Consider the following 24,739-nt stretch of genomic DNA (forward strand, 5'->3'; position numbering starts at 1 on the left):
ACGGGGAACGGCCGGAGCCGACGCGTCAGGGGGGACCGGTCCGTAACTCGACTTCGACCTCGCTGACGCCGAAGCGCTCCTCCAGCCGAGCGGCCACGTCGGCCGCGTCGTCGACCGAGAGCGACGCCGAGACGGTGACCGTCAGGTCGTTCAGCCCCGGCCGGATGCCCTGGAGGTCGACATCGTCGACGCCGTCGACGCCGTCGGCGCCGCCGAGTTTGTCGCGCACGCCGGTTTCGAGGTCGCCGGCGGCGTTGCGCGGGACGCTAACTGTACAGGTCACGCCGACGGGTTGGCGGCGAACCGCCGACCCGTCGGAGCTTTTGGTTGACATCGCACGCTCCCACCACGAGTCGAACGTGCTGGGGGACCAGCTCCCGTGGGAGTTGGCCCGCGGCGTGAACAGAGACGGCTCAGGAAAGTGCAGGTTCGCACCGACCGGGCCGCCGTGAACGGGTTCACGCTGCGAGCCGATCGGACCGAACCTGCGGGCGTACAATGCTAATCCCGAGGTAGCCAGATCGGACCGCTCCGATCATTCCGGACTCGCCGCTAGTACAGCAGGCGAGGCCGGGTGTGGCTGTCGGGAAGCGCATCGTTCGACCTGTCGATTACTGTGAACCCCCACTACTTAGTTCTGTTCCGAGCATGTGTCGGAATAGCACGGGGGAGAGGGGCCGGCCGGCGTTGAACGTGAACGAGGCTTCACCCGGCGTTATCACTGGGTAGAGCCCGGGGAAATGATTATGGAAGTGGGTCGTGAATTCGCCGGTGTAATGCCGGAATGCAAACTCACTCTCTCGGACGGAACTAGTGGGGCCGTCCGACACTGGGACGGAGGTCTCGATGGTCCAGATGGACCAACCGTCGACACAGTCGACGACACAACGCATCACGCGACGATCTTCGACCCAGGAAAGTGACCCAGCCCAAATCGCGAGCAGACGGCCGCCAGGAGCACCGCCAGCGAACGGACGACCAGTTCGACGACGACGAAGGCGAGACCCTCGACGCAGAGGGTATCGACGAGGCGGACCTCGTTCGCACCGATAAGGGCGAACTGGTCCACGAGGAGACGGGGATCATCGTCGAGGAGGAGACCATCGACCGCGGCCCCGAGTGGCGCGCGTTCGATCACTCCGAGCGCCAGAGCAAGTCCCGCGTCGGGTCGCCGGTGACGCAGGCCCGCCACGACAAGGGGCTCACGACCGACATCGACTGGCGGGACACCGACGCCGCCGGGCGACAGCTCTCAGCGGAGAAACGCTCCCGGATGCGGCGCCTGCGCACGTGGCAGGAGCGCATCCGGACCCAGGCGTCCGGCGAGCGGAACCTCCAGCAGGCCCTCACCGAGATCGACCGGATGGCCAGCGCGACGGGCGTGCCGAAGTCGGTCCGCGAGGTCGCCTGTGTGATCTACCGGCAGGCGCTCGACCGTGACCTGATCCGAGGGCGCGCGATCGAGGAGATGGCTACCGCCGCCCTGATGGCCGCCTGCCGGCAGGAGGCGATCCCGCGCAGCCTCGACGACCTGACGAAGGTCGCCCGCGTCGAGCGCCGCGAGATCGGCCGGTCGTACCGCTACATCAGCGAGGAGCTGTCGCTCTCGCTCAAGCCGGTCGACCCGGGGCAGTATATCCCGCGGTTCGCGAGCGAACTCGACCTCGAAAACGAGACCCAGCAGAAAGCCAGCGAGATCGTCGAGGAGACGACCGAACTCGGCCTCCACGCCGGCAAATCGCCGACCGGCTTCGCTGCCGCCGCGGTGTATCTGGCGTCGCTGGTCTGCTCGGACCGGCGCACCCAGCGCGACATCGCCGACATCGCCGACGTGACGGTCGTCACGATCCGCAACCGCTACAAGGAGCAGATGGACGCGCTGGACTTGGACGTCTCGTTCTGAGAGCGCGTCGCGGTCCGCCTCCTTCGGTTTTTCACACCAGAGAGCCCGTCGTCCGGCGATCATCCAGTCTGCTTCGAACCGAAATCATTTGTCCCCCCGCGGCGACTCGCCAGTATGCGAGTCATCCGGAACGGGATCGTCCACACCCAGACCCGACGCGGAACCATCGAGGGCGACGTGCTGATCGAGGACGGGAAGATCGCCGATGTCGGCGACGCCGTCGACGCACCGAGCGATGTCGAGGAGATCGACGTCGACGGCGCCCACGTCACCCCGGGCCTCGTCGACGCCCACTCCCACGCCGGGATGGCCGAGTGGGCCGAACCCGAGGACGCCGACTTCAACGAGGGCACGTCCGCGACGACGCCCCACGTGAACGCACTCGACGGCTTCCACCCGCGCGACGAGGAGCTCAAACACGCCTTCCAGAACGGCGTCACCAGCGTCTCCAGCCGCATGGGCTCCGGAAACGTCATCGGCGGCATCATCGTCTCGATGAAGACCTACGGCGATCAGGCCGACGAGATGCTCATCACGGAAGACGGGATGAAGGCCGCGATGGGCGAGAACCCCAAGCGCTTCCACGGCGAGCGTGAGGGCCGCCAGCCCTCCACCCGACCGGGCGTCGCCGCCACCCTGCGTGAGCAGTTCATGGAGGCCCAGGACTACCTCGACCGGAAGGAAGACGCCGAGGCAGACGACGAGAGCTTCGAGCGAGACCTCGGGATGGAGAACCTCTCCCGGGTTCTCACGGGCGACCTCCCGCTCCGCGTTCACGCCCACCGCGCCGACGACATCCGGACGGTGTTCCGCATCGCCGACGAGTTCGGTATCGACGACCTCTCCATCGAACACGCCACCGAGGGCCACGTGATGGCCGACGAGTTCGTAAAGCGGGACGTGCCCGCCGTCGTCGGCCCCTCCTTCTCCTCGGCGAGCAAGTACGAACTCCGGAACATCACCTTCGAGACGCCGGGAATCCTCCACGATTCCGGCGTCAAGGTCGCGATTCAGACCGACGCGCCGATCCTGCCCCAGCAGCACCTCGACGTCTGTGTGGGCCTCGCGGTCCGCGAGGGGTTCCCGAAGGAGGCCGCGCTCGACGCCGTGACCACCAACGCCGCCGAGATCCTCGGGATCAAGGACCGCGTCGGGACGCTCGAACCCGGCACCGACGCCGACGTGGCGGTCTGGAACGGCGAGTTCTGGCGCGTCGACTCCCGGACTCAGCACGTGTTCGTCGACGGCGAGCACGTGTTCGACCGCGCGGCGGACTCGGTCGACCCCCGCGAGGAGTACGCCTGGTAAGGTGCGACTCCCAACGCTCTCCACGCCGGCCATCGACGACGAGGACCCCAGCGTCCCGGTCGTCGTCGGCGCCGTGATCACAGGGGTGTTCTTCGGCGGCGTCGGTGGCGGCGTCGCCTTCCCGACGCTCCCGACGCTGGGGACAGTGTTGGGTATCTCCTCCTTTGTCGTCGGGATGATCCTCTCGGTCAACCGCTTTACGCGCCTGCTGATGGCGACGCCGGCGGGGCAGGTGCTCGACAGCATCGGCACCCGGCGGCCGATGCTCGTCGGCTTAGTCGTGCAAGGGCTGGTGCCCTTCGGCTACGTGCTGGCGCTCGATCCCGGTCCGATTCCCCTCTCCAGCGCCGCGGTTTTCTTCCTCGCCCGCGCCTGCTGGGGGGTCGGCTCGGCGTTCGTCTTCGTCGGCGCGTTCACCACCGTCACCCACGTCACGACCGCGGAGAATCGCGGGAAGTGGGTGGGATACATGCGCGGCGGGCAGAGCCTCGGCTTCCCGATGGGGCTGATCCTCGGGGGGATCCTGACGGACCTGTACGGCTACAGCGAGGCGTTCGCGGCGGCCGGCACCGCCGGCCTGTTCGCGGCCGTCGTCGCGTTCGTCGTCCTCCCGAACGTGCAGGGGAGCACGACAACGACCACGCGCCTCCGGGACCTCCCGGCGGTCATCAGCGCCGACGCGCGCGTGCTCGGCATCGGCGCCACCAACATGTCCGTTCGCTTCCTCTACGCCGGCATCCTGCTCTCGACGGTCGTGCTGTACACCAACGAGTACGACATCTCGCTGGGGTCGCTGGCCGGCACTGGCGTGAGTGGCATCGTGATGGCCATCTCCGTGCTCGCGATGTCGGTGACGACGCTGTTCGTCGGCCGCCTCTCGGACAGCCTCTCCTCGCGGACCTACACCGTGATCCCCGCGTTGACCCTGCTCGCGGCCGGGTTCGCGCTGCTCGTGATCTCCCCGACGGTGCCGGGCATCGTCATCGGCGTCGCCATGATCGGCATGGGCGTCGGCGGCACCGGGCCGCCGCTGCTGGCGTATCTGGGCGACATCGCGCCCGGCGAGGACGTCGGCAAGCTTGGCGGCGTCTACAACGTGTTCGGTGATCTCGGGTCCACTATCGGCCCGCTGATCGCGCTGCCGCTGGCGTCGACGATGGGCGTCGGAACGGAGTACCTGGTCTGTGCCGGCCTCGCCGTGGTGACGGCGCTGATCGTGCTCGCGACGCTCGACGGCGACCCGGAACCGCTCCGCTCGCCGGAAATCGTCGCCGACGACTGACAGCGTCGCGTTTCCCTCCGCTTCCCGCGTCTCACGGCTCGCGAGTCGTTCCTCCCCACTCCCATCCCGAGACGTTAAACACCGAGGCGCGCCCACTCACAAGCGATGAGCGATCCCGTCCCCGCGATGGCCGACCGCGCGGCCGACTGCGCTGCGTGCCTGCTCGAGGCCGACTCGGTCGTGTTGGCCTCCCACATCGACGCCGACGGCCTCACCAGCGGCGCCATCGCCGCCACCGCGCTCCGGCGGGCGGGGATCCCCTTCGAGACAACTTTCGAGAAGCAGTTGGACGCCGACGCCATCGACCGCATCGCCGCCACCGACCACGACGTGGCGCTCTTTACGGACTTCGGCAGCGGCCAACTGGACGATATCGTCCCCCACGAACAGGCGGGCGCGTTCACGCCCGTGATCGCCGACCACCACCAGCCAGCCACCGCTGAGGAAGGTGAGGAGGCCCCCGAGACGGACCGCCACCTGAACCCCCTGCTGTTCGACATCGACGGCGCCTCTGAGCTCTCCGGTGCGGGCGCGACGTACGTGCTCGCTCGCGCGATGGAGACCGACGACGTCGACAACCGCGATCTGGCCGCGCTGGCGGTCGTCGGCGCCGTCGGCGACATGCAGGACACCGACGGCGGCCTCATCGGCGCCAACGAGAGCCTCGTCGCCGAGGGCGTCGAGGCCGGCGCCATCGAGGAGGTGACCGACATCTCGCTGTACGGTCGGCAAACGCGGCCGCTCCCGAAACTGCTTGAGTACGCCAGCGAACTCCGGATCCCGGGTATCTCGGGCGACGAGCAGGGGTCAGTTCGCTTTCTCTCGGGGCTGGACGTCGACCTGAAAGTCGACGGCGACTGGCGCCGCTGGGTGGATCTCTCCTTCGAGGAGCGCCAGACCGTCGCCAGCGCGCTGATGCGCCACGCCATCTCCCGGGGTGTGCCGCCAGAACGCGTCAACGGCGTCACGACGACGACGTACACGCTTGCCGACGAGGAGGTCGGCACCGAACTCCGGGATGTCAGTGAGTTCTCGACGGTGCTGAACGCCACCGCACGCTACGAGCGGGCGGACGTGGGGCTGGCGGTCTGTCTGGGCTACCGCGACGATGCGCTGGACGAAGCCCGCCGCCTCCTTCGGACCCACCGTCGGAACCTCTCTGAGGGGCTGGAGTGGATCAAGAACGAGGGCGTCGAACAGGCGGACCACCTCCAGTGGTTCGACGCCGGCACACGGATCCGTGAGACCATCGTCGGCATCATCGCCGGGATGGCCCTCGGCGCGGACGGGGTTCGCCGGGATCAGCCGATCATCGCCTTCGCCGAGGAGAACGCCGAGGAACTGAAAGTCTCCGCGCGGGGCAGCGGCTTCCTCGTTCGGGACGGACTGGACCTCTCAGTCGTGATGTCAGAAGCGTCGGCGGCCGTCGACGGCGGCGGCGGGGGCCACGACGTGGCTGCGGGCGCGACCATCCCGCGCAAGCGCCGGGACGAGTTCGTCGAACACGCAGACCGGATCATCGGGGACCAGCTTGCGGACGAGGATTAGGTGCCGATATCCTGGAACAGCCGGCGGTAGTCGTCGGTGTCGAAGCGCTCCGTGAGTCGGTCGAGTTCGTGATCCAGCTGATCCAGCTGGTCGACCAGCTGTCGGTACTCCTCACTGCTGGCGAGGCTCTCGCGGGGTTTCTCGGTCTCGAGGGTCGCCCGCTTGGAGGCGAGCGCTGCCGTCCGCTGGAGGCGGTCGTCGTACTGGTTCCGGCTCTGGAGGGTCTCGACGGCGTCGAGCAGTTCCGCCCTCGAGAGCGGTTTGAGGACGTAGAGGTCGAACCCCATCTCGACGATGTCGAAATCCGGCTCGACGGCCGTCACCATCCCCACGCGCACGTCGAGTTCGCGGTCGCGGATCTCCGCGAGCACCTCCTCGCCGTGGCCGTCCGGGAGACGGCGGTCCAGCAGCGCGATGTCGTAGCCACCCTCGAGGGTCTCGGAGGCCTCGGCGGTGGTCGTGGCCACGTCGGCCTCGTACCCCTCAGCCTCGACCGTGCTCCGGTAGAGATCCGCCACGTTCGGTTCGTCCTCGACGATCAGGACCCGCGCTGCCGGCCCGTCGGCTGCCCGGTCCCCACCCCGCGACTCGGTGTCCGCATCGCTCATTGCCCCAGATCTTCGTCCGGCGTCAGTTAACTCTACCGTCGGGCGTCGTTCCCCGACCCGGTGGGCTTAATTCCCCTGGCGACGCTATCTCACCGTATTCATGGTCGACGTCACTGAAACGGGGATCGACGGCCTCGACGTCATTCTCAACGGCGGGATCGTCGAGAACGCGACGGTGCTGGTCAGCGGCAACCCAGGCACCGGCAAGAGCATCTTCGGCATCCAGTATCTGTATGCGGGCGTCGAGGACCACGACGAGAAGGGTATCTACATCTCCTTCGAGGAGAACGCCGAGGACATCCGGCAGGCCGCGGAGTCGGTCGGTTTCGAGGACTGGGGTGAGATGGTCGAGAACGGCGACATCAAGGTGTACGACAAGTCGACGATGCTCCGCGAGGAGGACTTCAACACCGCCATCGACCGCCTGCTGCAGGATTTCGCCGGCACCACCTACGACCGACTGGTGCTCGACTCGCTGACGATGTTCAGCCTCTTTTTCGACGACGAGAAGGAGAACCGCACCTACCTGCTGAAGTTCTCGGATATCCTCAAGAAAAACGGGCTCACTTCCTTGCTGATCAACGAACAGGGCGCCGTCTTCCCCGAGACCGAGATCGGATTGGAGAACTTCCTCACCGACGGCAACATCTACTTCATCCAGACGCCGACCGACAACGGCGTGAACCGCTACGTCTGGGTCGCGAAGATGCGCAAGCAGGACATCAACACCGACATCTTCCCGATGGAGATCGGCCAGGGCGGGATCACCGTCTACGACCGTGCCGGCGGCTTCTCGATGATGGGTAGCGAGGACCAGCCCGGCTTCTAAAGCGGTTCTCCCGCCGACCGTCAGCCCCGACTCTCGGACATCCGGCGCCAGACCTCGTCGAGTTTGTTCGTCACGTCCGAGCGCGTTTCGAGTTCGATGTTCAGTTCCTCCCGGAAGTCGATCGTGATCTGATCGATGGAGCGACGGTACACTTTGATCCGCCGGTGCTCCTCCGAGAGCGGCCGGTCGTGGAGTTCGAGCAGGTTCACCTCCGTGAGCTCGTTGATCCGGCGGTAGCAGGTGGCGATGGGCACGTCCAGCTCCTCGGAAAGTTCCTGGGCGGACTTTGGCTCGCTCGCCGCGTCGAGAATCTCCGGGTTGTACTTGTTCCCAAGTACCTCGATGATCTCGTCCGAGGCCATTCGTTATCGAAAATGAGACCCCTCCGCAAAAACGTACCGCCATCGCCGATGGATCCCGGTTCCGAGGGCTCCCGACTCTCAGCACCGATAACCAACTACTCCTCGGTGATCGTCCGGTCCTTCTCGTCGAGTTCGCCGCGGTAGAGCTTCGAGCCGTCCTGTGCGACCTGGCGGGCCAGCACGGCACACTTGATCCGCATCGGCGAGATGTCGACGCCGAGCATGTCGACGATATCGTCGGTGTCCATCGCCTGGAGTTCGTCGATGCTCTTGCCCGGGAGCGTCTCGGTCAGCAGCGACGCCGCCGCCTGCGAGATGGCACAGCCGTCGCCGGAGAACGCGACCTGTTCGATCGTCTCGTCGTCGTCGGCCAGCTTCACGTCGACCTGGATGGTGTCCCCACACGAGGGGTTCTCCCCAACGTGGGAGAAGTCGGGGTCCTGCATCTCCCCGTAGTTTCGCGGGTTCTTGTAGTGGTCGAGGATCTGCTGGCGGTACATGTCCGAGCCACTCATGTCCCGAAACAGGCGGTTTCGGCGGAAAAGGGTTCCGGGCTTAGGAGTTGATGGGCTATCGGGCGACGAACAGTGCGGTCGAGCGGGAAACCACGGTTCGCCTGCGAACAGAACCGCGGAGTGAGCATGACTACTTGTGGCCGCACAGCACCGCGGCCACAGCCTCCCCAGCCGACTCGTTCGTCCTTCTAGTCGCTCGCTCCTCCCTCGCGCTCGGGGCGTGCACGGCGGCACGCCCGCTTCGCGCTACCGCAACCACAGATCCGCTACGCGAACAGCTGTCGGGCCGTATCCACGGCGTCGATCAGTTCGTCGATCTCCTCGCGGGTGTTGTAGAGGTAGAACGACGCGCGCGTCGACGCCGGCACGCCGAGCACGTCGTGCAGCGGCTGGGTACAGTGGTCGCCCGCACGGACGGCGACGCCGTGGTCGTCGAGGATCGAGGAGAGGTCGTGGGCGTGGACTCCTTCGAGGTTGAACCCGACAAGCCCGCCGCGCTCCTCGTGCGGGCCGTAGATCTCGATGTCGTCGAACTCCGAGAGCCGGTCGTAGGCGTAGCGCGCGAGTTCGGACTCGTGGCGCTCGATAGCCTCCATCCCCACGTCTTCGAGGTAGTCGATAGCGGCAGTCAGCCCGACGGCCTCGGCGATGGGCGGCGTGCCGGCCTCGAACTTCCAGGGCAGATCCTCCCACGTCGTCCCCTCGAACTCGACGCGGCGGATCATCGCGCCGCCGACGAGGAAGGGGGGTAGCTCCTCCAGCAGGTGCTGCTTGCCGTAGAGCACGCCGATTCCGGTTGGCCCGAGCATCTTGTGGCCCGAGAAGGCGTAGAAGTCGGCGTCGATCTCGGCCACATCGACGGGGCGGGTCGGCACGGCCTGCGCGCCGTCGATGAACGAGAGCGCGCCGTGCTCGTGGGCGATGTCCGTGATTTCCGAGACAGGGTTGATCGTCCCGAGCGTGTTCGAGACGTGGACCGCGCTGACCATCGCGGTGTCGTCGTCGACTTTCGAGCGGAGGTCGTCCATGTCGAGGCGGCCGTCCTCGTCGATCTCGACGTAGCGGATCTCCGCGCCCTGTTTCTCACAGAGCTGTTGCCACGTGACCAGCGAGGCGTGGTGCTCCATCTGCGTGGTGACGACGTTCTCGCCCGGCTCGAGCTCCGTGAGCCCCCACGTGTAGGCGACGAGGTTGAACGCCTCGGTAGTGTTCTTGGTGAAGACGACCTCCTCGCGCCCGTCGGCGCCGACGAACTCAGCGGCCCGGTCGTGGGCCTCCTCGTAGGCAATCGACGCTTCCTGACTCAGGCTGTGGATGCCGCGGTGGACGTTGGAGTTGTACTCGTAGTAGTAGTCGGTCATCGCCTCGACGACCTGCCGCGGCGTGTGGCTGGTCGCGGCGTTGTCGAGGTAGTACAGCGGCTGATCGTCGGTCTCGTCGGGGCCGGGGACGGTCACGTCGCCGCCGATCTTCCGCTCGAGGATCGGGAAATCCTCGCGGATGGCCTCGACATCGAGGCCGCTGGCGTCGGATGTAGGCATTGTCGGATGCTGGGGCTGGAGAACCAACACCCCTTCGGTAGTGAGATGCGAAAACGCGACCGAAGGGGGCGGCAAACCATCTCAGACGGCGAACGGGGAACGACGCGGGACCGAAGGTCCCGCTCGCAGCCGGCGGCGGTTGCCGCCGGCGACGAAGTGACCCGTGAGCCGCGGGAGCAGAAAACGAACGAAGCGTGCGCCTAGAGCTGCAACAACTGCGCGTGCCGGGTCTCCCCGACCTCGAGTACCGTCGCCTCGTCGATGAAGCCGGCCTCGACGGCGACGCCGACGGACTCCTCGCCCACGAGGTTCGCTATGGACGCGCGCTGCAGGCCCGCGATGACGGCGTCGGCGTCGGCCTCGACGGCGTCCTCGCCGCCGTAGAACGACTCCGAGACCGTCAGCGAGATGTCGCCGCTCTCGAAGGTTCGGCCCAGCAGGTCGGGGTCGCAGACCGACACCAGCAGGCCGCGTTCGGTCTCTCGTTCGCGGAGCAGCATCAGTACTCGTCGACCATCTGCTGCTCTGCCTCCTCGCGCATCTCCTCGGCCCGCTGGCGCGCTTCCTCGGCCTCCTCCTCGCGCCCGACCTCCTCGAGCGCGCGGACCTTCTCCTCCAACACTTCGGCGTTGCTCATGCCGAGTCGCTGGGCGTTCTCGAAGCAGTCCACGGCGTTCTCGGCGAGGCCGCGTTCGAGCATGAAGAACCCACGGTTGTACCAGGCCTGCGCGAAGCGCGGGTCGATCTCGACGGCGTTCTCGGCGTGGCGCAGCGCCTCCTCGCTCTGGCCGAACTCCCAGAGGGCGTACGCGAGGTTCGTCTCGGCGGTGGCGGCGTGCTCGGACTCGTCGTCGATATCGATGGCCTCCTTGTACGCGCCGATGGCGGCGTCGTACTCCTCGAGTTCGGCGTGGGAGGCGCCCTTGTTGACCCAGGCCTCCTGCTCCTTGGTCGGGTCGTCGGCGAACTGGGCGGCGCGCTCGAACGTCTCGGTCGCCTCCTCGAAGCGGTTGATCTGCGTGTAGGAGACGCCGACGTCGATGAGTTGGTCGGTGTCGATCTCGTCTTTCGCGATGTTGCGCTCGTCGAGCAGGTCCGACAGTACCCGCGTGTCCACGGGGTCGACCTTCGCCGGATCGACTTTCAGCTCCGGGGGGTCGAGGTCGAACTCCTCGAACTCGTCGGGGAGCCCCTGTCCCTCCGAGAACTGGTGGTCGCGGTCCTCACGGGGGTTATCGCTCATTACCCGAGGTTCGTCGTCGGCGGGGGTAAGGGTTACGCGTCCGGCCCAAACGTTTAGCCGGCACGGGCGCCTGTCACCGCCTATGCGCCTGTTCTTCGCCATCGACCTCCCCGAAGAACTCCAGGAACCGTTCGCCGTCCTGCAGGACGACCTCGCCGGCGCCGAGGGGCTCAGCTTCACCGACCCCGAGCAGGCCCACCTCACGATGAAGTTCCTCGGCGAGGTCCCGACCGAAGAGGAGACCGACGACGCCAACGGCGACGAACCGACCGTCTCGGACGCGAAAGTCGCCGGCGCTGTCGCCGCCGAGGCCACGGATCTCGGCCCCTTCGAGATGGAGGTCGGCGGCCTCGGCGCGTTCCCCTCCGAGGAGTACATCTCGGTGGTCTGGGCCGGCGTGCGCGACGGCGCCGCCGACCTCCACGAACTCGCGGCCGCGCTCGAAACCGCGACCACCGAGCGCGGCTTCAGCCCCGCCGACAACGACTTCACCCCCCACGTTACGGTCGCGCGGATGAACGACGCCCGCGGGAAGGACCTCGTGCAGGACCGCATCCGGAACGAGGACCCGACCATCGGCCGCTTCACCGCCGAGGAACTCCGCCTGACGCGGTCGGTTCTCGGCGAGGAGGGCGCAGAACACGAGACAATCGCCCGGTTCCCGCTCTGAACCGGGTATGGAGATTCTGACCCGACGCACGCAACAGCGATCTCCACTGACAGCGAAGGTGAGGTATGGAACTCAGCCAGATTCAGCAGTACGCGGGCGGGCGAGCGGCCGACACCGACCTCACGACCGACGCGCTCCGGACACGCTACGCGGCACTCCGGGCACGGGCGGCCGACAGCGAGGAGGCTGCCGCCGAAACGCGTCCCGTTTCCGGCCGGCGAACAGGAGCTTCGCTCCTGTAAACGTCGCTGGCGCAGCCCTGCGACGGTGACCTCCCTTTTCGGTACGGTTTTCGGCGCGCCAGCCCGAGTCGGGCTATGATCGAGGTTTCGCTCACGCCCGAGGCCCAATCCATCGCCAGACGGCGCTACGAGGCAGCGAAGCAACGCCGTGAGCGAGACGCGACGACGCCCGACGAGTACGCCCGCCGCGCGCAGGCCTGCGTCGGCGCCGGAACGTTCGCGCTCCTGTTCGACGGGTTCGACGCCGCTCACGAGGCGTTCGGGGACGCCGCCGATGACTATCTCGAGAGCGTCGAGGCCCGCATCGCCGACCCCGCGGGCACGGACTACGCCGCGCTCCCCCTGCACGCGTGGCGCGGCGCGTACGCGGCCCTGCTCGCCGGCGACCACGGCCGGACGCACGCGCTGGCCGACGCTGTCGCGATGGCCGAACAGGAGCCCGAGCCCGGTATCGAACTGGACGACCACCCCTACTTCTACGCGAAGGCAATCGCCGCCGCCGCGGCGCGCGATGACGTGGACGCCGAGGAAGCGCTCGACAACACCGAACCGACCAACGAGTGGGCGCACGCGACGACGACGGCGATCCGCGGCATCGTCGAACCCGACCGGGGAGCCTTTGAGTCGGCGCTGGACGAACTGCTCGAAGCCGCCCACGAGCGCGCCGACGCCGGCAGCGAGATGGACGTGCGGGCGATGGTGTTCGCCCCCGAGCCGACGGCGATGACGCTGATGGCGTGGGAGCGCAAGATGGGCTACGACCCCGACAGCCCGCTGGTCCCCTCCTCGTTCCTCTGGGAGACGCTACCGAAACTGCAGGATTGACTCAGTTCTCCAGCGATTCCGCGGCGTCGACAACTTCGAACGCCGTCTCGCAGGGCGGCCCATCCGCGAACTCCATCCGGACAGCGCCGTCACCGGAAGCGGGCCCCGCTTCCGGCTGGCGAACAGGAGCTTCGCTCCTGTAAACGTCGACGCCGAGCGAGAGCAGCGTCGCCGAGACGGTGCCGTAGCCGTTGTCGTGGACACAGACGCCGTACTCGTGGTTCCCGAGCACTCTCCCTGCGCGGTCGAGCCAGCCGTCGCTCTCCTCATCGGGATAGGGGAGTAGCTCCGTCCGGACCGCGGCGGCGTCCGCGGCCTGTTCCTGCCCGCGCTCGGCGTTCTCGACGGGAATCGCCGGCGCGTCGCTGGCGCCGACGTTGACGACGACGTGGACCCCCGGCTCCAGTTCCCGAATCAGCAAGCGACCATCCCACTCCAGCAGGAACGCCGAGTCGGCGTCGGCGAGCACGAGGTTGAACCCCGCGTACTCGTGGTCCTCGCTAGCCTCTTGGACCATCGACGCCGCCGCTGCCGCGGAGGGCTCCCGGAGCGCGTCGCGCACGAGCAGGCCACGCGAACGCTCGCCCGCGAGGTCCGCGTCGGTCCAGCGGTTGGTCACGCCGACGAACAGGCCCGAGTCGTTGTAGCCGAGCCACGTGCCGCCGGCCTCGGCGTCCCGCGGTGCGATTACGGCCGGCTCGGTTTCCAGCTGCTGGGGCGGCTCTGAGGCCCGGTCGCGCTGCTCGTCACGGTTCGCGGCCACGGCGACGGGCGCGTCGTCGAACACCTGCCAGGCGAGCGTCAGCGTACACACGGACGCGGATAGGCGCGGGCGGTGTTTAAGCCCCCGGCGTCCCACCGGCCGGTAGATGCTCGAAGGCGTCAACGTCGCGCTCGGGGTCACCGGCAGCATCGCCGCGGTGAAAGTCGTGGAACTGGCCCACGAACTCCGCCGGCAGGGTGCCGCGGTCCGCGGCGTGCTGACCGAGAGCGCACAGGGGATCGTCCACCCGTGGGCCGTCGAGTTCGCCACCGGCCACGATCCGGTCACGGAGATCACCGGCAGCGTCGAACACGTCGACCTCTGCGGGCGCGAGGGCTGGGCGGACGTGCTCCTGATCGCCCCCTGCACGGCCAACACGGTCGGCAAGATCGCCGGCGCTATCGACGACTCGCCGGTGACGACGACGGCGACGACCGCCATTGGCGCCGACGTGCCCGTCGTGATCGCGCCCGCGATGCACGAACCGATGTACGACCATCCGGGCGTGCTGGGCGCCATCGAGACGGTCGAGTCGTGGGGCGTCGACTTCGTCGACCCGCGGATCGAGGAGGGGAAAGCCAAGATCGCCACCGAGGAGGCCATCGTCACCGAAGTCGCTCGCGCCACCACCCCCGACTCGCTCGCCGGCGAGCACGTCGTCGTCACCTCGGGCGCGACCAGCGAGCCGGTCGATCCGATCCGAACCATCACCAACCGCGCGTCGGGGAAGACTGGCCGCGCGGTCGCCAAAGCGTGCTACGTCCGCGGCGCCGCGGTCACGCTGGTCCACGACGGCGACGACGTGCCCTACGCCGACGTGCGGCAGGTCGAGCGCGCCGGAGAGATGCGCGATGCGGTGCTCGACGCCCTCGCGAGCGCGGACGCACTGATCTCCGCCGCAGCCATCTCGGACTTCACCGTCGACGCCGCCTCGGAGAAGATCAAGTCCGGCGAAAAGCGCACGCTGACCCTGAAGCCAGCGCCGAAGCTCATCGACGCCGCGCGCGACGCCTATCCGGACCTCCCCATCGTCGGCTTCAAAGCCGAGACGGACGGCGACGACGCCGCACTCGTCCCCGAAGCCCGGCGGATTCTGAAGCGCGCCGATCTCTCCTTCGTCGTCGCCAACGACGCGAGCGTGATGGGCGCCGACGAAACCCGGGCGCTGCTCGTCAGGCGCAACGACTACACGGAGTTCGGCGGGAGCAAGGCGGAGTTGGGTGCGCGCGTGGCCGAGGAGTTGGCGACAGAGTTGGATAACGAATAGCGATCAGCGCCGGCGTCCGCCGTGGCCGACGCCGGCTCAGTCCGTGCCGGCGGCATCCGAGCCGGCGGGGGTTATTGCCGGCGTCCGCCATGCCCCGGATAGTCGCGCTCGAACCGATCCCCGATCTCCTCGCCGGAAATTTCGACGATCACGGGGCGGCCGTGCGGGCAGGCGTAGGGGTTCTCACAGCCGTCCAGCGCCGACAGCAGGTCGCTCACCGACCCCTCGGTCAGCGACGTGTTGCCCGTCACCGACGGGTAGCACGCCAGATCCGCCAGCAGGTCGTCGACGGCGTCCTCGACGGGCGCGCCGCCGTCCTCCTCGGTGACGAACGCCGAGAGCACGTCGCGCAGGAGTTCGGGATCGAGCGTCGCATCGAACACCGCCGGCACCGCCGTCACGGAGACAGTTCGATCTCCCTCGCGCTCCGCATCGAACCCGATCTCCCCGAGTGCGTCGGCGTGCCGTTCGAACAGTTCGGCCTCGCGCGCGGTGAGTTCGAGGCGGACTGGCTCCGCGAGGCTCTGGCTCGCCATCCCGTCGGCGAACTGCCGCCGCAGGCGCTCGTAGTTCACGCGCTCGTCGGCAGCATGCTGGTCGATCAGTACGAGGCCGCCGTCGGTCTCGGCGACGACGTAGGTGTCCTGTAGCTGTCCGAGCACCCGGAGCGTCGGCAGCGAGTCGAACGCCCCGCCGGCCTCCGCGGTGCCGCCGCCGAGGGACCGCTGGGTCGCCGTGGAGAACGACTGCTCGTGGTCAGGCGACGGGTCAGTTGGTTCGGTCGACTCCGGAGAACAGTCTCCGGAGGCCGAACGCGACGTTGGTTCAGGCGTCGAGGGAGCGTCGCTGGAGGTGGCTGGGCCCTCCGAACCGAAGTCCGATCCGTCAGCGCCTCCCGTTCGACTCGAACCCGAACCCCCTGCGGTCGACGTCCCGGATCCCCCGGAGAGGTCGACCGACCAGTCGTCAGCGTCGTCGGTCGGTTCTGTGGGCGTATCCCCGGTCGTGGACCCGCCGGCCGTCGGCCCGTCGCTCTCGTCGCTCCAGTCGTCCAGATCCGTCTCCGAAGCGCCGTCGCCGCCGCTGTCGCGGACACCGCCGGATGGCTCGTCAGTCGACGACGAGCCACCGATCCCGGACCGCTTCTCGGAGTCCGTGCTGCGCGTGGTGCGTCGCTCTGCCACGCCGCTGGCCTCCTCGTGGCGCGTGTCGGCGCCGCCGACCACCTCATCGTCGTCACCGCCGGGCTGGATCGGCGTCTCGCCAGCCTGCGAGCGCCCGCGTGGGGCCGAGGTGCGGATCAGCCCCTCCGCGAGCAGCGCCTCCTTCACCGCCTCGGAGACGGCCTCCTTCACGCCCGATTCGTCGTCGAAGCGGACCTCCAGCTTTCGCGGGTGGACGTTCACGTCGACGGTCGCCGGATCGAGTTCGACGAACAGCACCGCGAAGGGGTAGCGATCCGGCGCCAACTGCCCGCCGTAGGCGTCGAGCACCGCCTCCCGGAGCGTCGACGCGGTAACGTAGCGGTCGTTGACGAACGTCGAGAGGTACTCCCGGCCCGCGCGGGTGGTCTCGGGGTGCGAGACGAGTCCTCTGACGGATCGAATCGGGGTCTCTGCACTCACATCGTCGGCGGACCACTCCACGTCGACCATCGACTCCGCCACCTCGCGGCCGTACACCGAGAGCACCGTCGAGCGGAGGTTCCCGGTGCCGCCGGACTGCGTCCGGCTGCTAGGGGGACTCCGTCCCCCGTTGCCGTCGGTGGCGAACACCTCGCGGCCGTCGTGCTCCAGCGAGACGGCGACCCCGGGGTTGGCCAACGCGTACTGCGTGACGACGGTGTTGACGTGGTCGAACTCCGTCGCGTCGGTCTTGAGGAACTTCCGCCGGGCCGGGACGTTGTAGAACAGATCGTCGACTTCGACGACGGTGCCCGCGGGACAGCCAGCGGGCGAGGAGTCGCCGATGTCGCCCCCTTCGACGGTGAGTTCGTGGCCCATCTCGCCGTCGCGGGGTTTCGAGCGCATGGTCAGCCGCGAAACGGCGCCGACCGCCGCCAGCGCCTCGCCGCGGAAGCCGAGCGTGCCGACGCCCGCTTCGAGATCCGCGATGTCGCCGATCTTGGAGGTGTGGTGGTCCCGAACCGCCAGATCGAGTTCTTCCGCGGACATCCCGACGCCGTCGTCGCGCACGCGGATGCCGTCCTTTCCGCCGCGCTCGACGGCGACGCTGACGCGGGAGGCGTCGGCGTCGATGCTGTTTTCGACCAGCTCCTTCACCACCGAGGCGGGGCGCTCGACGACCTCGCCGGCGGCGATGCGCTGGACCGTTGCGTCGTCCAGTGCAGTGATGCTCGGCTCCTCGCTCATCGTCAGAGTAGCCCCGCCCGCTTGATCGCGCGCTTCTGCGTGCTGTTCAGGTCCCGCTCGACGGCCGCCTCGGGGGCGACCCAGACCGCCCGGACGTGGTCGCCGGCCAGGGTCGCCTGTTCGGTCGGGCTGTGAGTGCGATAGATCGAGGCGAACGCCCCCTGATCGCCCACCTCCCAGGCGGTGTTGAGCACCGGCCCGGCCACGTCGGTGTCGAGCCCGGTGGTCTCCCGAATCGCCCGCTTCAGCCCCGCAACGGGCTCCTCGCCCACTCGGAGCTGTCCGCCGGGGAGCTCCCAGACGCCGTCGTCGTTCTCGAGCAGCAGCAGGCGGTCGTTCGGCCCGAGCAGCACCGCCTTCTGGGTGACGGCGAACTGCTGGCTCACGTCCGACCCCCCGCGTCGGCTCGCTGTGCGTGCATGCGCTGACTCACACACCGCGTGCCAAAGAACGATGCGCTCGGCCGGCCGCTCAGTCCTCCAGCCGGGACTGCCACTCCTCGACGCGCTGCATCAGTTCGATGGGCGACATCTCGGCGACGCTGGTCTCGTCGAGTTCGTCGAGGACCGCCTCGGTCTCGGGGTCGATGTCGGGCGTCTCGTCGGCGTGGCCGCCGTCGCCGTCGGCGACAGCCGTCGCGCCCGTCTGTGGGCCAGCGCCGCCGCCGGAGTCGCCCGACTGCCCCGTCCCGCCGCCCTCGAAGCGTCCCGAACTCAGGTCGAAAACGGCCTGCTTCGTCTCGTCGCCTGCGCCGCCACCCGAGCCGCGAGCCTCGATTGCTTTGTCCTCGCGCAGGCGGTCGAGCACGTCGCCCGCGCGGTCGACCACGGGGCCGGGCACGCCCGCGAGATCCGCGACGTGGATCCCGTAGGAGCGGTCGGTCGGGCCGTCGCGGACGGTCCGGAGGAACGTCACGTCGTCGTCGCCGCCCGGTTCGCCGTCGACGGCGACGTGGACGTTCGCGACGCCCTCGAGGTGGTCCGCGAGCGTCGTGAGTTCGTGGTAGTGGGTCGCGAAGAGCGTCTTGGCTCGAACCTCGTTATGGAGGTACTCCGTGGCCGCCCACGCGATACTGATGCCGTCGTAGGTCGCCGTCCCGCGGCCCACCTCGTCCAAAATGACGAGCGAGTCCTCCGTCGCCGAGTGGAGGATGTTGCTCAGCTCCTGCATCTCGACCATGAACGTCGAGCGTCCCTGTGCGAGTTCGTCCAGCGCGCCGACGCGGGTGTAGATGCCGTCGACGAGGCCGACCTCGGCGGCTCTGGCGGGGACGAAGCTCCCGGCCTGCGCGAGTAGCGTGATCAGCGCAGCCTGCCGCATGTACGTCGACTTCCCGCTCATGTTCGGGCCCGTGACGATCAGGAAGCGCCGGTCGCGGTCGAGATGGAGGTCGTTCGGGACGAACTCGGTGGTGGTCTCGACGACGGGGTGCCGGCCTGCTTCGACGTGGAGCGCGTCGCCGTCGGTGAGTTCCGGCCGGGTCCAGTCGTTGCGCGCAGCGTGGTCCGCCAGCGAGGCCAGCGCGTCGACCTCCGCGATGGCGCGGCCGGCGTCCTGCAGGAGTTCGGCGTGCGTGGCCACGCGCTCGCGGAGGTCCTCGAACAGTTCGTACTCCAGTTCGCCGCGGGCCTCCTCGACGCGCATGATCTCGCGTTCCTTCTCCTCGAGTTCCTCGGTAACGAACCGTTTGGAGTTCTTGAGCGTCTTCACCTCGCGGTAGTGTTCGGGCACCTGATCGGCGACGCTCCTGCCGACCTGAATGTAGTAGCCGTCGGTCTTGTTCCGGTCGACGGTAACGTGTGAGAGCCCGTACTCCCGTTTCTCGCGGTCGGCGAGCGTGTCGAGGAACCGCTCCAGTTCCTCGTGGCGCTCGATGAGTTCGTCCAGTTCGGGGTCGTAGCCCTCCCGGAAGATGCCGCCCTGCGTGACGGTCTTGGGCGGGTCGTCCCGGAGCGCCTCGTCCAGTTCCGCGCGCAGGCTGGCGGCGGCTTCTCGGTCCGGCTTTTCGAGAACCTCAGGAAGCGGCGAGTTCGAAAGCGGCGTGCCGTCGATGGCGTCGCCGAGCGCCGGCAGCACGCCGAGCGTGTGCTTCACCGAGAGCAGGTCGCCGGCGTCGGCGGATCCGGAGGCCGCACGGGAGGCGAGCCGTTCGAGGTCGTAGGCGTCGTCGAGACAGTCCCGAATGGCCTCACGGGCGAGCGCCGCGCTCGCGAGTGCTTCCACGGCGTCGTGGCGGCGCGCGAGCAGGTCGCGGTCCCGGCGGGGCCGGGTGAGCCACTCCCGGAGCAGCCGTCGGCCGGGCGAGGAGACGGTGGCGTCGACGGTGTCGAACAGCGAGCCGTCGCTGCCGCCCTGCATCGTTTCGACCAGTTCGAGGTTCCGCTGGGTCGTGGCGTCCAGATCGAGGTGGTCGTCCGGCTGATAACGCTGGAGCCGGGTCATCGCCGCCGAGACGCCGAGGCCGGTCTCCTCGACGTACGCGAGGACGGCGCCGGCGGCCTGTACGGCGGGCGAGTCGTCATCGAGCCCGATGCTTTCGAGGGTGGATTCGCCGAACCGCTCGCGGACGCGGTGGCGCGCGCGGCCCGGCCCGAACTCGTCGCTCGGCCGGAGCGTGTGGGTGGCGTCGAGGCGTTCGCGCAGCAGCGAGAGCAGCGCGTCGTCGTTCCGGACGCCGGGCCCGGGGAGGAGTTCGGTCGGGGCGAAGCGGTAGAGTTCGGCGCTCGCGGCGTCGGCGTCGTCGACGGCCGTCACGAAGAAGCGGCCGGTGGTGATGTCCGCGAACGCGAGGCCGTACACGCCGGGTTTTCCTTCATTCGACGCGGCTCCTCCTGCCGCGTCGCCTTCGACGACGGCGGCGAGATACTGCGCGTCGTCGTCGGTGGTCTCGACGAGCGTGCCGGGCGAGGCGAGTCGGGTGATTTCGCGGTACTTCGAGCCGTCGTCGGCGTCGAACTGGTCGGCGACGGCCACGCGGTAGCCGCGCTCGACCAGCGCGGTGAGGTAGGGGGTGAGCTCCGAGAGCGGGACGCCCGCCATCGGGTAGGAGGAGCCGTGGGAGGACTTCTGGGAGACCGTCAGATCGAGTTCGTCGGCGACGACTTCCGCGTCGTCGGCGAACAGTTCGTAGAAGTCGCCACACTGCATCATCAGCAGATCCGCGTCGGTCTCGGCCTTCAGAGAGAGGAACTCCTCCACGATTCCCTGCGACATGGGACTCCCTCGGCGGGTCGGCGGCTAAAGCCCTGCGGGTCCCGGGCGTGACGAGCACCGGAAAAATAGCGTTCTAGCCGAATTCGTCTCTCACCTACTGTTCTCGGAGATAGGCGAGGAGCATCTCCGATATCTCGGGGGGGAATTCGGGGCCGTACTGCATTCGTCCTCCCTCACGTTCCCACACCCACCATCGGTGCGTTCCACGATCCATCTCCATCAGCGCCTTGTAGTAGACTTTCTCCCCGCCATCGTCCTGCACGACGCCGACGTGACGGCTGACGCCGGATGGTAGGTTAACCCAGTCCGGCTCATCGGTTCGGAATTCCCACTCGGCCAGATCGGTTGTCATCTCTATCCGAGTAGTTGGATACAACACGTATAACTGTACCGGAAGGATTCCACTTGATTAGTGGAAATTAGAGTTATTTACCACAAATCACTTCAGAGAGGAGCACAGAGAGAACTGTAATGGCAGAGTACGAGGTCATCGATCGGGAAGTCGTCGATCAGTGGGGCGAGGAAGAGGGTCGTGCAGAAGTGCAAGCAGTACATGAGACGAGCTCCGATAGCTACGAGGTCCGTATGTGTTACTACCAAGACAACGGCCGGTTCGGCCAGTCGGCACCAACGATCAAGCCGGACGTGGGGACGGCACAACAGGCCGCCGACGCGATCGCTGAGATGGCGGAGAAAGCTCGCCAAGCGCGCCGGCAAGCACGACTCGCCGACATCGAAGAATTAGTCGACGACGTGGGATACGAGCGGGCGAAAGAGCTTCTCGCCGACGAAGCAAGCGGGGAAGGCAAGTAACAGCGAATGCTGTCGTTGGCTGTTCAGCCATTCGGATAAACCGTCGTGGGTGAACGGCCACGTCTGGCCGGCCACGACGATGCGCGCATCGTCGCGTGTCGTCCCGGAAGGCCCCTACCCCGCCCGGGGCGACATCGCGACAGCGGGTCGAACGGAGTCTAACTATAAGTGCTTCGTGGGAAGCGGACCGATCAGCCCTCGATCAGCCGCTCGAGCTGCTCCGGCGGGACGGCGCCGCGGGCGGCGTGCCCGTCGGCGGCGAACGTCGGCACGCCAGTCACGCCGCGGTCGCGGGCCTCCTCGAACTGCGCCTCGAGGCGGTCGGCCCACTCCTCGTCGGTCGCGGCCTCGCGGATCTCCTCGGCATCGAGGCCGACATCCTCGGCCACGTCACCAGAACGCGAAGCGTTCTGGTTGCCTGCCGAATCGCCAAGCGATTCGGCAACGTCGGCGATGACGTCGACGTCGCCGATGTCGCGGTAGTCGTCCCAGTAGGCCTCGAACAGCGCGTCGTCGAACGCGGTGAACTGTTCGGGATGCTCCTCGCGGACGTAGAACGCCGCCTGCTGGGCCGCCCAGGAGTCGGTGTCGGGCACCTCGTCGATGTCGGCAGAGACGCCGTACTGCTCGCTGAGGCGCTCGACGTTCTCGCGGACGCGGTCGAAGTACTCCTCGTCTTTCCCGTTGTCGACCTCCTCCTGGATCTCGCGGTTCTCGTCGCGGCGGTAGCCACGCAGGTCGAACGGGTGCCACTCGACGTCGAGCGGGTCGTCGCGGCCCTCGCGGTACTGCGCCAGCGAGGCACGGCCGAGTCGACAGAACGGACAGACGTAGTCGCTGAACACGACGACCTCGTCGGTCGCGGCGTCGGACGCGTCGTCGGTCTCGACGACGCCGTCGGAGTCGGACATATACAGCATTCGAAGCGATGCGAGCGGAAAAGCTCCGGGGTAGTGGCGTCCGAGGCGCTAGCGCCCGAGGCCGAGTTCGTCGGCGTGACGGCCCAACAGGCCCGCAAAGGCGAAGTTCTTCGGCTCGACGTGGTAGCGCACCCGGACCACCGGCACGTCCACGTCGACGACCCGCGAGAGGTCGTGGGGCGTGCCCGCGAGCACGAGGTCCGGGTCGGCGTTCTCGATGGTCGCCTCTAGATCCGCGACCTGCTGGTCGCTGTAACCCATCGCCGGCAGCACGCGGTCGAGGTGGGGGTAGGCGTCGAGCGTGTCGGCGACGCTCCCCACCGCGTGCGGTTCGGGGTTGACTCGCTCCGCGGCGCCGTACTTCTCCGCGGCGACGGTGCCCGCGCCGGTGCTCGCGTCGCCGTGGGTGACCGTCGGCCCGTCCTCGACGACTAGCACCTCCGCGCCCTCGACGGCATCCGGGTCCTCGACGCTCACCACCGAGTCGGAGTGCAGGATTTCGGCGTCGGGGTTGACCTGCTGGACGTTCTCGACGACCCAGTCGATATCCGCCTGCTCGGCGCTGTTCTCCTTGTTCAGGAGCGCGTAGTCGGCCATCCGGAGGTTCGCCTCGCCGGGGTGGTAGCTCGTCTCGTCACCCGGCCGGAGCGGGTCACAGAGCACGATATGGAGATCCGGGTCGACGAACGGGAGTTCGTTGTTGCCGCCGTCCCAGAGCAGCACGTCGGCCTCGGCAGCGGCCTGCTCGATCACCTCCCCGTAGTCGACGCCGGCGTAGACGACGTGATCGCGCTCGATCTGCTGTTCGTACTCCTCGCGTTCCTCGATGGTGACGCCCGCCTCGTCCAGATCCGCCATCGTCTCGAAGCGCCGGACGCGTCCCTCGACCAGGTCGCCGTACGGCATCGGCTCGCGGACGATGACCGGCTCGACGCCCCGGGACTGGAGTTCGTCGGCCAGCGCCCGGGTGACTTGGGACTTCCCACAGCCGGTCCGGACGGCGTCGACGGCGATGACGGGTACCGAGGCGTCGAGCATCGCCGTCTCGGGCCCGCGGATCTCGAAGTCCGCGCCGGCGGCGAGCGCCCGGGAGCCGGCGTGCATCACGTTCTCGTGGCTGACATCGGAGTAGGAGAAGACGACGGTGTCGACGCTCTTCTCGTGGATCAGGTCCTCCAGTTCGGGCTCGGGGTAGATCGGGATCCCCTCGGGGTAGCTCTCACCCGCGAGTTCGGGCGGGTAGCGGTCGTGGCCGCCCGCCTGCGTCTCGCCGAGGTTCTGGCCCGGCGCCGCGGTGAACGCGACGACGCGGGCGTCCTCACGCCCCCGGTAGGCGGTGTTGAAGTCGTGGAAGTCCCGGCCGGTCGCGCCCATGATGAGCACGCGTTCGGTCATTCACTCGTCGTTGGCCCGCGAGGCCGAAAAGCGTACTCGCCGCGCCGAAGCGCAGGACGTGCCCGAAATCAAGCGGGCGCGGGCGCTCGACGAGCGCGCGAGCGGCGACTGGCGCGCCGCGGACTCGAAACTGGTCGAGGTCGTTGACGACGGCTGGCTCTGAGCGGGCCGGCCGCTCAGTGGTCGTGGCCGGCGCCGTCGTCGGTCTCTTCAGCCTCGCCGCCGGTGAGCGGCCCGAGCCCCGACGCGGGGTCGAAGCCGTCGACGGGCGTGACGGAGTAGTCGACAGTGAGCGTATCGCGGGTGGCCCGGATCTTGCCGACGAACGCCGACACGTCCTCGAGGGTTCCTTCCAGCACGAATAGCTCCATGCAGTGGTGCTCGCCGACGTGGGAGTGGAAGTTCGAGGCGACGAGCCCCTCGTGTTCGTGGCGCAACTGCATCATGCGCTCCTCGACGGTCGTGGTCTCGTACTCGAACAGCACGGTGACCACAGCCATCAGGTCGCGGTCTTCCAGCCGGCGGTCCTCGAACTCCCCGAGCAGGTTCCGGGCGGCCTCGCGAACGACCTCGCTCCGGCCCGTGTAGCCGTGTTCCTCGGAGAAGCTGTCGATGCGTTCGAGCAGTTCCTCGGGCATCGAGACGCTGACGACGGTCATGTAGCAACATAGAGGCTGCGAGTTAATAATCCTTAGCAACTCCCGGATGGCCAGCCTGACGCGGGGCGCGCATTTCCGCCCAAGGCGTATTTCGGCTCCGGGACAACCATGGCCTGATGATCGTCGTCCACGCAACCTTCCCGATCGACCCCGAACAGCGTGAGGAAGCACTCGAGCGCGCGAGCGACCTCGTCGACGCCACCCAGCAGGAGGCTGGCGTAATCGACTACGAGGCCAACACGGACGTACAGGACCCCAACGTCCTGCGCTTTACCGAGGTGTACGAGGACGAGGACGCCTTCGCCGCCCACAGCGAGAGCGAGCACTTCGAGGCGTTCGAGGCAGAACTGCCCGACCTGCTGGCTGGCGAGCCAGAAGTCGTGCGCTTCGACGTGAGCGACCGAACCGAACTCGAAATCTGAGTCGGTCAGCGGACTGTTTTTCGAAAAGGGTGCCGCGGC

The 24,739-nt window shown here is 68.0% G+C and carries 27 protein-coding genes; 12 read left to right on the plus strand and 15 right to left on the minus strand.

The window, feature by feature from the left end:
• Positions 1-25: 25 nt before the first annotated feature.
• A complete protein-coding gene (locus tag J2753_RS01710; protein WP_209489840.1) occupies positions 26-334 on the minus strand; it encodes a hypothetical protein in 309 nt (102 codons plus the stop codon).
• A 687-nt stretch (positions 335-1,021) separates the two neighbouring features.
• Between J2753_RS01710 and J2753_RS01715 the strand changes: the two genes are divergently transcribed.
• From J2753_RS01715 to J2753_RS01730, 4 genes are all read left to right on the plus strand, one after another.
• Positions 1,022-1,903 (plus strand): transcription initiation factor IIB, encoded by an 882-nt coding sequence (locus tag J2753_RS01715; protein WP_321168774.1) that lies wholly within the window; start codon positions 1,022-1,024, stop codon positions 1,901-1,903.
• 114 nt (positions 1,904-2,017) lie between these two features.
• Positions 2,018-3,211 carry an amidohydrolase gene (locus J2753_RS01720; protein ID WP_209489844.1) on the plus strand — a complete coding sequence of 398 codons (1,194 nt, stop codon included), beginning with the start codon at positions 2,018-2,020 and terminating at the stop codon, positions 3,209-3,211.
• A gap of 1 nt (position 3,212) precedes the next feature.
• Positions 3,213-4,493 (plus strand): MFS transporter, encoded by a 1,281-nt coding sequence (locus tag J2753_RS01725; RefSeq protein WP_209489846.1) that lies wholly within the window; start codon positions 3,213-3,215, stop codon positions 4,491-4,493.
• 105 nt (positions 4,494-4,598) lie between these two features.
• Positions 4,599-6,041 carry a DHHA1 domain-containing protein gene (locus J2753_RS01730; protein WP_209489849.1) on the plus strand — a complete coding sequence of 481 codons (1,443 nt, stop codon included), beginning with the start codon at positions 4,599-4,601 and terminating at the stop codon, positions 6,039-6,041.
• Here J2753_RS01730 and J2753_RS01735 read toward each other — a convergent pair.
• On the minus strand, positions 6,038-6,649 hold the full coding sequence (locus tag J2753_RS01735) for a HalX domain-containing protein (protein ID WP_209489852.1): 612 nt from the start codon (positions 6,647-6,649) through the stop codon (positions 6,038-6,040). The genes J2753_RS01730 and J2753_RS01735 overlap by 4 nt on opposite strands.
• A 100-nt stretch (positions 6,650-6,749) precedes the next feature.
• Between J2753_RS01735 and J2753_RS01740 the strand changes: the two genes are divergently transcribed.
• Entirely contained in the window at positions 6,750-7,478 is a 729-nt protein-coding gene (locus J2753_RS01740; protein WP_209489854.1) for an RAD55 family ATPase, read from the plus strand.
• Positions 7,479-7,498: 20 nt separating this feature from the next.
• On the opposite strand, the gene J2753_RS01745 is transcribed toward J2753_RS01740, so the two are convergent.
• From J2753_RS01745 to J2753_RS01765, 5 genes are all read right to left on the minus strand, one after another.
• The gene (locus J2753_RS01745; protein WP_209489856.1) at positions 7,499-7,840 is read right to left on the minus strand and encodes a winged helix-turn-helix domain-containing protein; all 342 of its coding nucleotides are present in this window, start codon (positions 7,838-7,840) and stop codon (positions 7,499-7,501) included.
• 95 nt (positions 7,841-7,935) lie between these two features.
• Positions 7,936-8,355, minus strand: coding sequence for a Fe-S cluster assembly sulfur transfer protein SufU (sufU, locus tag J2753_RS01750; RefSeq protein WP_209489858.1), 420 nt, complete (start codon positions 8,353-8,355; stop codon positions 7,936-7,938).
• 266 nt (positions 8,356-8,621) lie between these two features.
• Positions 8,622-9,896 carry an aminotransferase class V-fold PLP-dependent enzyme gene (locus tag J2753_RS01755; RefSeq protein ID WP_209489860.1) on the minus strand — a complete coding sequence of 425 codons (1,275 nt, stop codon included), beginning with the start codon at positions 9,894-9,896 and terminating at the stop codon, positions 8,622-8,624.
• 200 nt (positions 9,897-10,096) lie between these two features.
• Entirely contained in the window at positions 10,097-10,396 is a 300-nt protein-coding gene (locus J2753_RS01760; protein ID WP_209489862.1) for a DUF424 domain-containing protein, read from the minus strand.
• Positions 10,396-11,139 carry a tetratricopeptide repeat protein gene (locus J2753_RS01765; RefSeq protein ID WP_209489864.1) on the minus strand — a complete coding sequence of 248 codons (744 nt, stop codon included), beginning with the start codon at positions 11,137-11,139 and terminating at the stop codon, positions 10,396-10,398. The genes J2753_RS01760 and J2753_RS01765 overlap by 1 nt, the downstream gene beginning before the upstream one ends.
• Before the next feature lie 82 nt (positions 11,140-11,221).
• On the opposite strand from J2753_RS01765, the gene thpR reads away from it, so the two are divergent.
• The 3 genes from thpR (at position 11,222) to J2753_RS01780 (ending at position 12,876) form a co-directional block, all read left to right on the plus strand.
• The gene (thpR, locus tag J2753_RS01770; protein ID WP_209489866.1) at positions 11,222-11,809 is read left to right on the plus strand and encodes an RNA 2',3'-cyclic phosphodiesterase; all 588 of its coding nucleotides are present in this window, start codon (positions 11,222-11,224) and stop codon (positions 11,807-11,809) included.
• 65 nt (positions 11,810-11,874) lie between these two features.
• Positions 11,875-12,051 carry a hypothetical protein gene (locus J2753_RS01775; protein WP_209489868.1) on the plus strand — a complete coding sequence of 59 codons (177 nt, stop codon included), beginning with the start codon at positions 11,875-11,877 and terminating at the stop codon, positions 12,049-12,051.
• 75 nt (positions 12,052-12,126) lie between these two features.
• Positions 12,127-12,876, plus strand: a complete 750-nt coding sequence (locus J2753_RS01780; protein WP_209489869.1) for an Imm49 family immunity protein — start codon at positions 12,127-12,129, stop codon at positions 12,874-12,876.
• Position 12,877: 1 nt separating this feature from the next.
• Here the strand turns inward: J2753_RS01780 and J2753_RS01785 are convergent, their stop codons facing one another.
• Positions 12,878-13,690: an NRDE family protein gene (locus tag J2753_RS01785; RefSeq protein ID WP_209489871.1), complete on the minus strand. Its 813-nt coding sequence runs from the start codon at positions 13,688-13,690 to the stop codon at positions 12,878-12,880.
• Between the two features lie 55 nt (positions 13,691-13,745).
• On the opposite strand from J2753_RS01785, the gene coaBC reads away from it, so the two are divergent.
• Positions 13,746-14,906: a bifunctional phosphopantothenoylcysteine decarboxylase/phosphopantothenate--cysteine ligase CoaBC gene (gene coaBC, locus J2753_RS01790; protein ID WP_209489873.1), complete on the plus strand. Its 1,161-nt coding sequence runs from the start codon at positions 13,746-13,748 to the stop codon at positions 14,904-14,906.
• Positions 14,907-14,977: 71 nt separating this feature from the next.
• On the opposite strand, the gene mutL is transcribed toward coaBC, so the two are convergent.
• The 4 genes from mutL to J2753_RS01810 all read right to left on the minus strand — a co-directional run bounded on the left by mutL (position 14,978) and on the right by J2753_RS01810 (position 20,843).
• Positions 14,978-17,278, minus strand: a complete 2,301-nt coding sequence (gene mutL, locus J2753_RS01795) for a DNA mismatch repair endonuclease MutL (RefSeq protein ID WP_209489875.1) — start codon at positions 17,276-17,278, stop codon at positions 14,978-14,980.
• A 2-nt stretch (positions 17,279-17,280) separates the two neighbouring features.
• Positions 17,281-17,664, minus strand: a complete 384-nt coding sequence (locus J2753_RS01800) for an NUDIX domain-containing protein (RefSeq protein WP_209489877.1) — start codon at positions 17,662-17,664, stop codon at positions 17,281-17,283.
• An 85-nt stretch (positions 17,665-17,749) separates the two neighbouring features.
• On the minus strand, positions 17,750-20,491 hold the full coding sequence (gene mutS / locus J2753_RS01805; protein WP_209489880.1) for a DNA mismatch repair protein MutS: 2,742 nt from the start codon (positions 20,489-20,491) through the stop codon (positions 17,750-17,752).
• 94 nt (positions 20,492-20,585) lie between these two features.
• Positions 20,586-20,843: a hypothetical protein gene (locus tag J2753_RS01810; RefSeq protein ID WP_209489882.1), complete on the minus strand. Its 258-nt coding sequence runs from the start codon at positions 20,841-20,843 to the stop codon at positions 20,586-20,588.
• Between the two features lie 119 nt (positions 20,844-20,962).
• Between J2753_RS01810 and J2753_RS01815 the strand changes: the two genes are divergently transcribed.
• Positions 20,963-21,304: a hypothetical protein gene (locus tag J2753_RS01815; RefSeq protein ID WP_209489884.1), complete on the plus strand. Its 342-nt coding sequence runs from the start codon at positions 20,963-20,965 to the stop codon at positions 21,302-21,304.
• 191 nt (positions 21,305-21,495) lie between these two features.
• Here the strand turns inward: J2753_RS01815 and J2753_RS01820 are convergent, their stop codons facing one another.
• Both J2753_RS01820 and J2753_RS01825 read right to left on the minus strand, forming a co-directional pair.
• Positions 21,496-22,215, minus strand: a complete 720-nt coding sequence (locus J2753_RS01820; protein ID WP_209489886.1) for a DsbA family oxidoreductase — start codon at positions 22,213-22,215, stop codon at positions 21,496-21,498.
• A gap of 57 nt (positions 22,216-22,272) precedes the next feature.
• Entirely contained in the window at positions 22,273-23,619 is a 1,347-nt protein-coding gene (locus tag J2753_RS01825) for a hypothetical protein (RefSeq protein ID WP_245334410.1), read from the minus strand.
• On the opposite strand from J2753_RS01825, the gene J2753_RS01830 reads away from it, so the two are divergent.
• A complete protein-coding gene (locus J2753_RS01830; RefSeq protein WP_209489888.1) occupies positions 23,600-23,782 on the plus strand; it encodes a hypothetical protein in 183 nt (60 codons plus the stop codon). The genes J2753_RS01825 and J2753_RS01830 overlap by 20 nt on opposite strands.
• Positions 23,783-23,795: 13 nt before the next feature.
• On the opposite strand, the gene nikR is transcribed toward J2753_RS01830, so the two are convergent.
• Positions 23,796-24,278: a nickel-responsive transcriptional regulator NikR gene (nikR, locus tag J2753_RS01835; RefSeq protein ID WP_209489890.1), complete on the minus strand. Its 483-nt coding sequence runs from the start codon at positions 24,276-24,278 to the stop codon at positions 23,796-23,798.
• Between the two features lie 116 nt (positions 24,279-24,394).
• Between nikR and J2753_RS01840 the strand changes: the two genes are divergently transcribed.
• A complete protein-coding gene (locus J2753_RS01840; protein WP_209489893.1) occupies positions 24,395-24,700 on the plus strand; it encodes a putative quinol monooxygenase in 306 nt (101 codons plus the stop codon).
• The last annotated feature ends 39 nt before the right edge of the window (positions 24,701-24,739 follow it).

It is taken from the genome of Halolamina salifodinae, assembly GCF_017874235.1.
GTDB lineage: Archaea > Halobacteriota > Halobacteria > Halobacteriales > Haloferacaceae > Halolamina > Halolamina salifodinae.

What these genes read in the sequence shown, in the direction of transcription:
- J2753_RS01765 (WP_209489864.1), bottom strand. Translation starts at nt 11,139, where the DNA reads ATGAGCGATAACCCCCGTGAGGACCGCGACCACCAGTTCTCGGAGGGA.
- J2753_RS01830 (WP_209489888.1), top strand. Translation starts at nt 23,600, where the DNA reads ATGAGCACGCGTTCGGTCATTCACTCGTCGTTGGCCCGCGAGGCCGAA.
- J2753_RS01840 (WP_209489893.1), top strand. Translation starts at nt 24,395, where the DNA reads ATGATCGTCGTCCACGCAACCTTCCCGATCGACCCCGAACAGCGTGAG.
- J2753_RS01730 (WP_209489849.1), top strand. Translation starts at nt 4,599, where the DNA reads ATGAGCGATCCCGTCCCCGCGATGGCCGACCGCGCGGCCGACTGCGCT.
- J2753_RS01775 (WP_209489868.1), top strand. Translation starts at nt 11,875, where the DNA reads ATGGAACTCAGCCAGATTCAGCAGTACGCGGGCGGGCGAGCGGCCGAC.
- J2753_RS01825 (WP_245334410.1), bottom strand. Translation starts at nt 23,619, where the DNA reads ATGACCGAACGCGTGCTCATCATGGGCGCGACCGGCCGGGACTTCCAC.
- J2753_RS01780 (WP_209489869.1), top strand. Translation starts at nt 12,127, where the DNA reads ATGATCGAGGTTTCGCTCACGCCCGAGGCCCAATCCATCGCCAGACGG.
- J2753_RS01735 (WP_209489852.1), bottom strand. Translation starts at nt 6,649, where the DNA reads ATGAGCGATGCGGACACCGAGTCGCGGGGTGGGGACCGGGCAGCCGAC.
- coaBC (WP_209489873.1), top strand. Translation starts at nt 13,746, where the DNA reads ATGCTCGAAGGCGTCAACGTCGCGCTCGGGGTCACCGGCAGCATCGCC.
- J2753_RS01820 (WP_209489886.1), bottom strand. Translation starts at nt 22,215, where the DNA reads ATGTCCGACTCCGACGGCGTCGTCGAGACCGACGACGCGTCCGACGCC.
- nikR (WP_209489890.1), bottom strand. Translation starts at nt 24,278, where the DNA reads ATGACCGTCGTCAGCGTCTCGATGCCCGAGGAACTGCTCGAACGCATC.
- J2753_RS01760 (WP_209489862.1), bottom strand. Translation starts at nt 10,396, where the DNA reads ATGCTGCTCCGCGAACGAGAGACCGAACGCGGCCTGCTGGTGTCGGTC.
- mutS (WP_209489880.1), bottom strand. Translation starts at nt 20,491, where the DNA reads ATGTCGCAGGGAATCGTGGAGGAGTTCCTCTCTCTGAAGGCCGAGACC.
- J2753_RS01810 (WP_209489882.1), bottom strand. Translation starts at nt 20,843, where the DNA reads ATGACAACCGATCTGGCCGAGTGGGAATTCCGAACCGATGAGCCGGAC.
- J2753_RS01745 (WP_209489856.1), bottom strand. Translation starts at nt 7,840, where the DNA reads ATGGCCTCGGACGAGATCATCGAGGTACTTGGGAACAAGTACAACCCG.
- mutL (WP_209489875.1), bottom strand. Translation starts at nt 17,278, where the DNA reads ATGAGCGAGGAGCCGAGCATCACTGCACTGGACGACGCAACGGTCCAG.
- thpR (WP_209489866.1), top strand. Translation starts at nt 11,222, where the DNA reads ATGCGCCTGTTCTTCGCCATCGACCTCCCCGAAGAACTCCAGGAACCG.
- sufU (WP_209489858.1), bottom strand. Translation starts at nt 8,355, where the DNA reads ATGAGTGGCTCGGACATGTACCGCCAGCAGATCCTCGACCACTACAAG.
- J2753_RS01710 (WP_209489840.1), bottom strand. Translation starts at nt 334, where the DNA reads ATGTCAACCAAAAGCTCCGACGGGTCGGCGGTTCGCCGCCAACCCGTC.
- J2753_RS01740 (WP_209489854.1), top strand. Translation starts at nt 6,750, where the DNA reads ATGGTCGACGTCACTGAAACGGGGATCGACGGCCTCGACGTCATTCTC.
- J2753_RS01755 (WP_209489860.1), bottom strand. Translation starts at nt 9,896, where the DNA reads ATGCCTACATCCGACGCCAGCGGCCTCGATGTCGAGGCCATCCGCGAG.
- J2753_RS01720 (WP_209489844.1), top strand. Translation starts at nt 2,018, where the DNA reads ATGCGAGTCATCCGGAACGGGATCGTCCACACCCAGACCCGACGCGGA.
- J2753_RS01815 (WP_209489884.1), top strand. Translation starts at nt 20,963, where the DNA reads ATGGCAGAGTACGAGGTCATCGATCGGGAAGTCGTCGATCAGTGGGGC.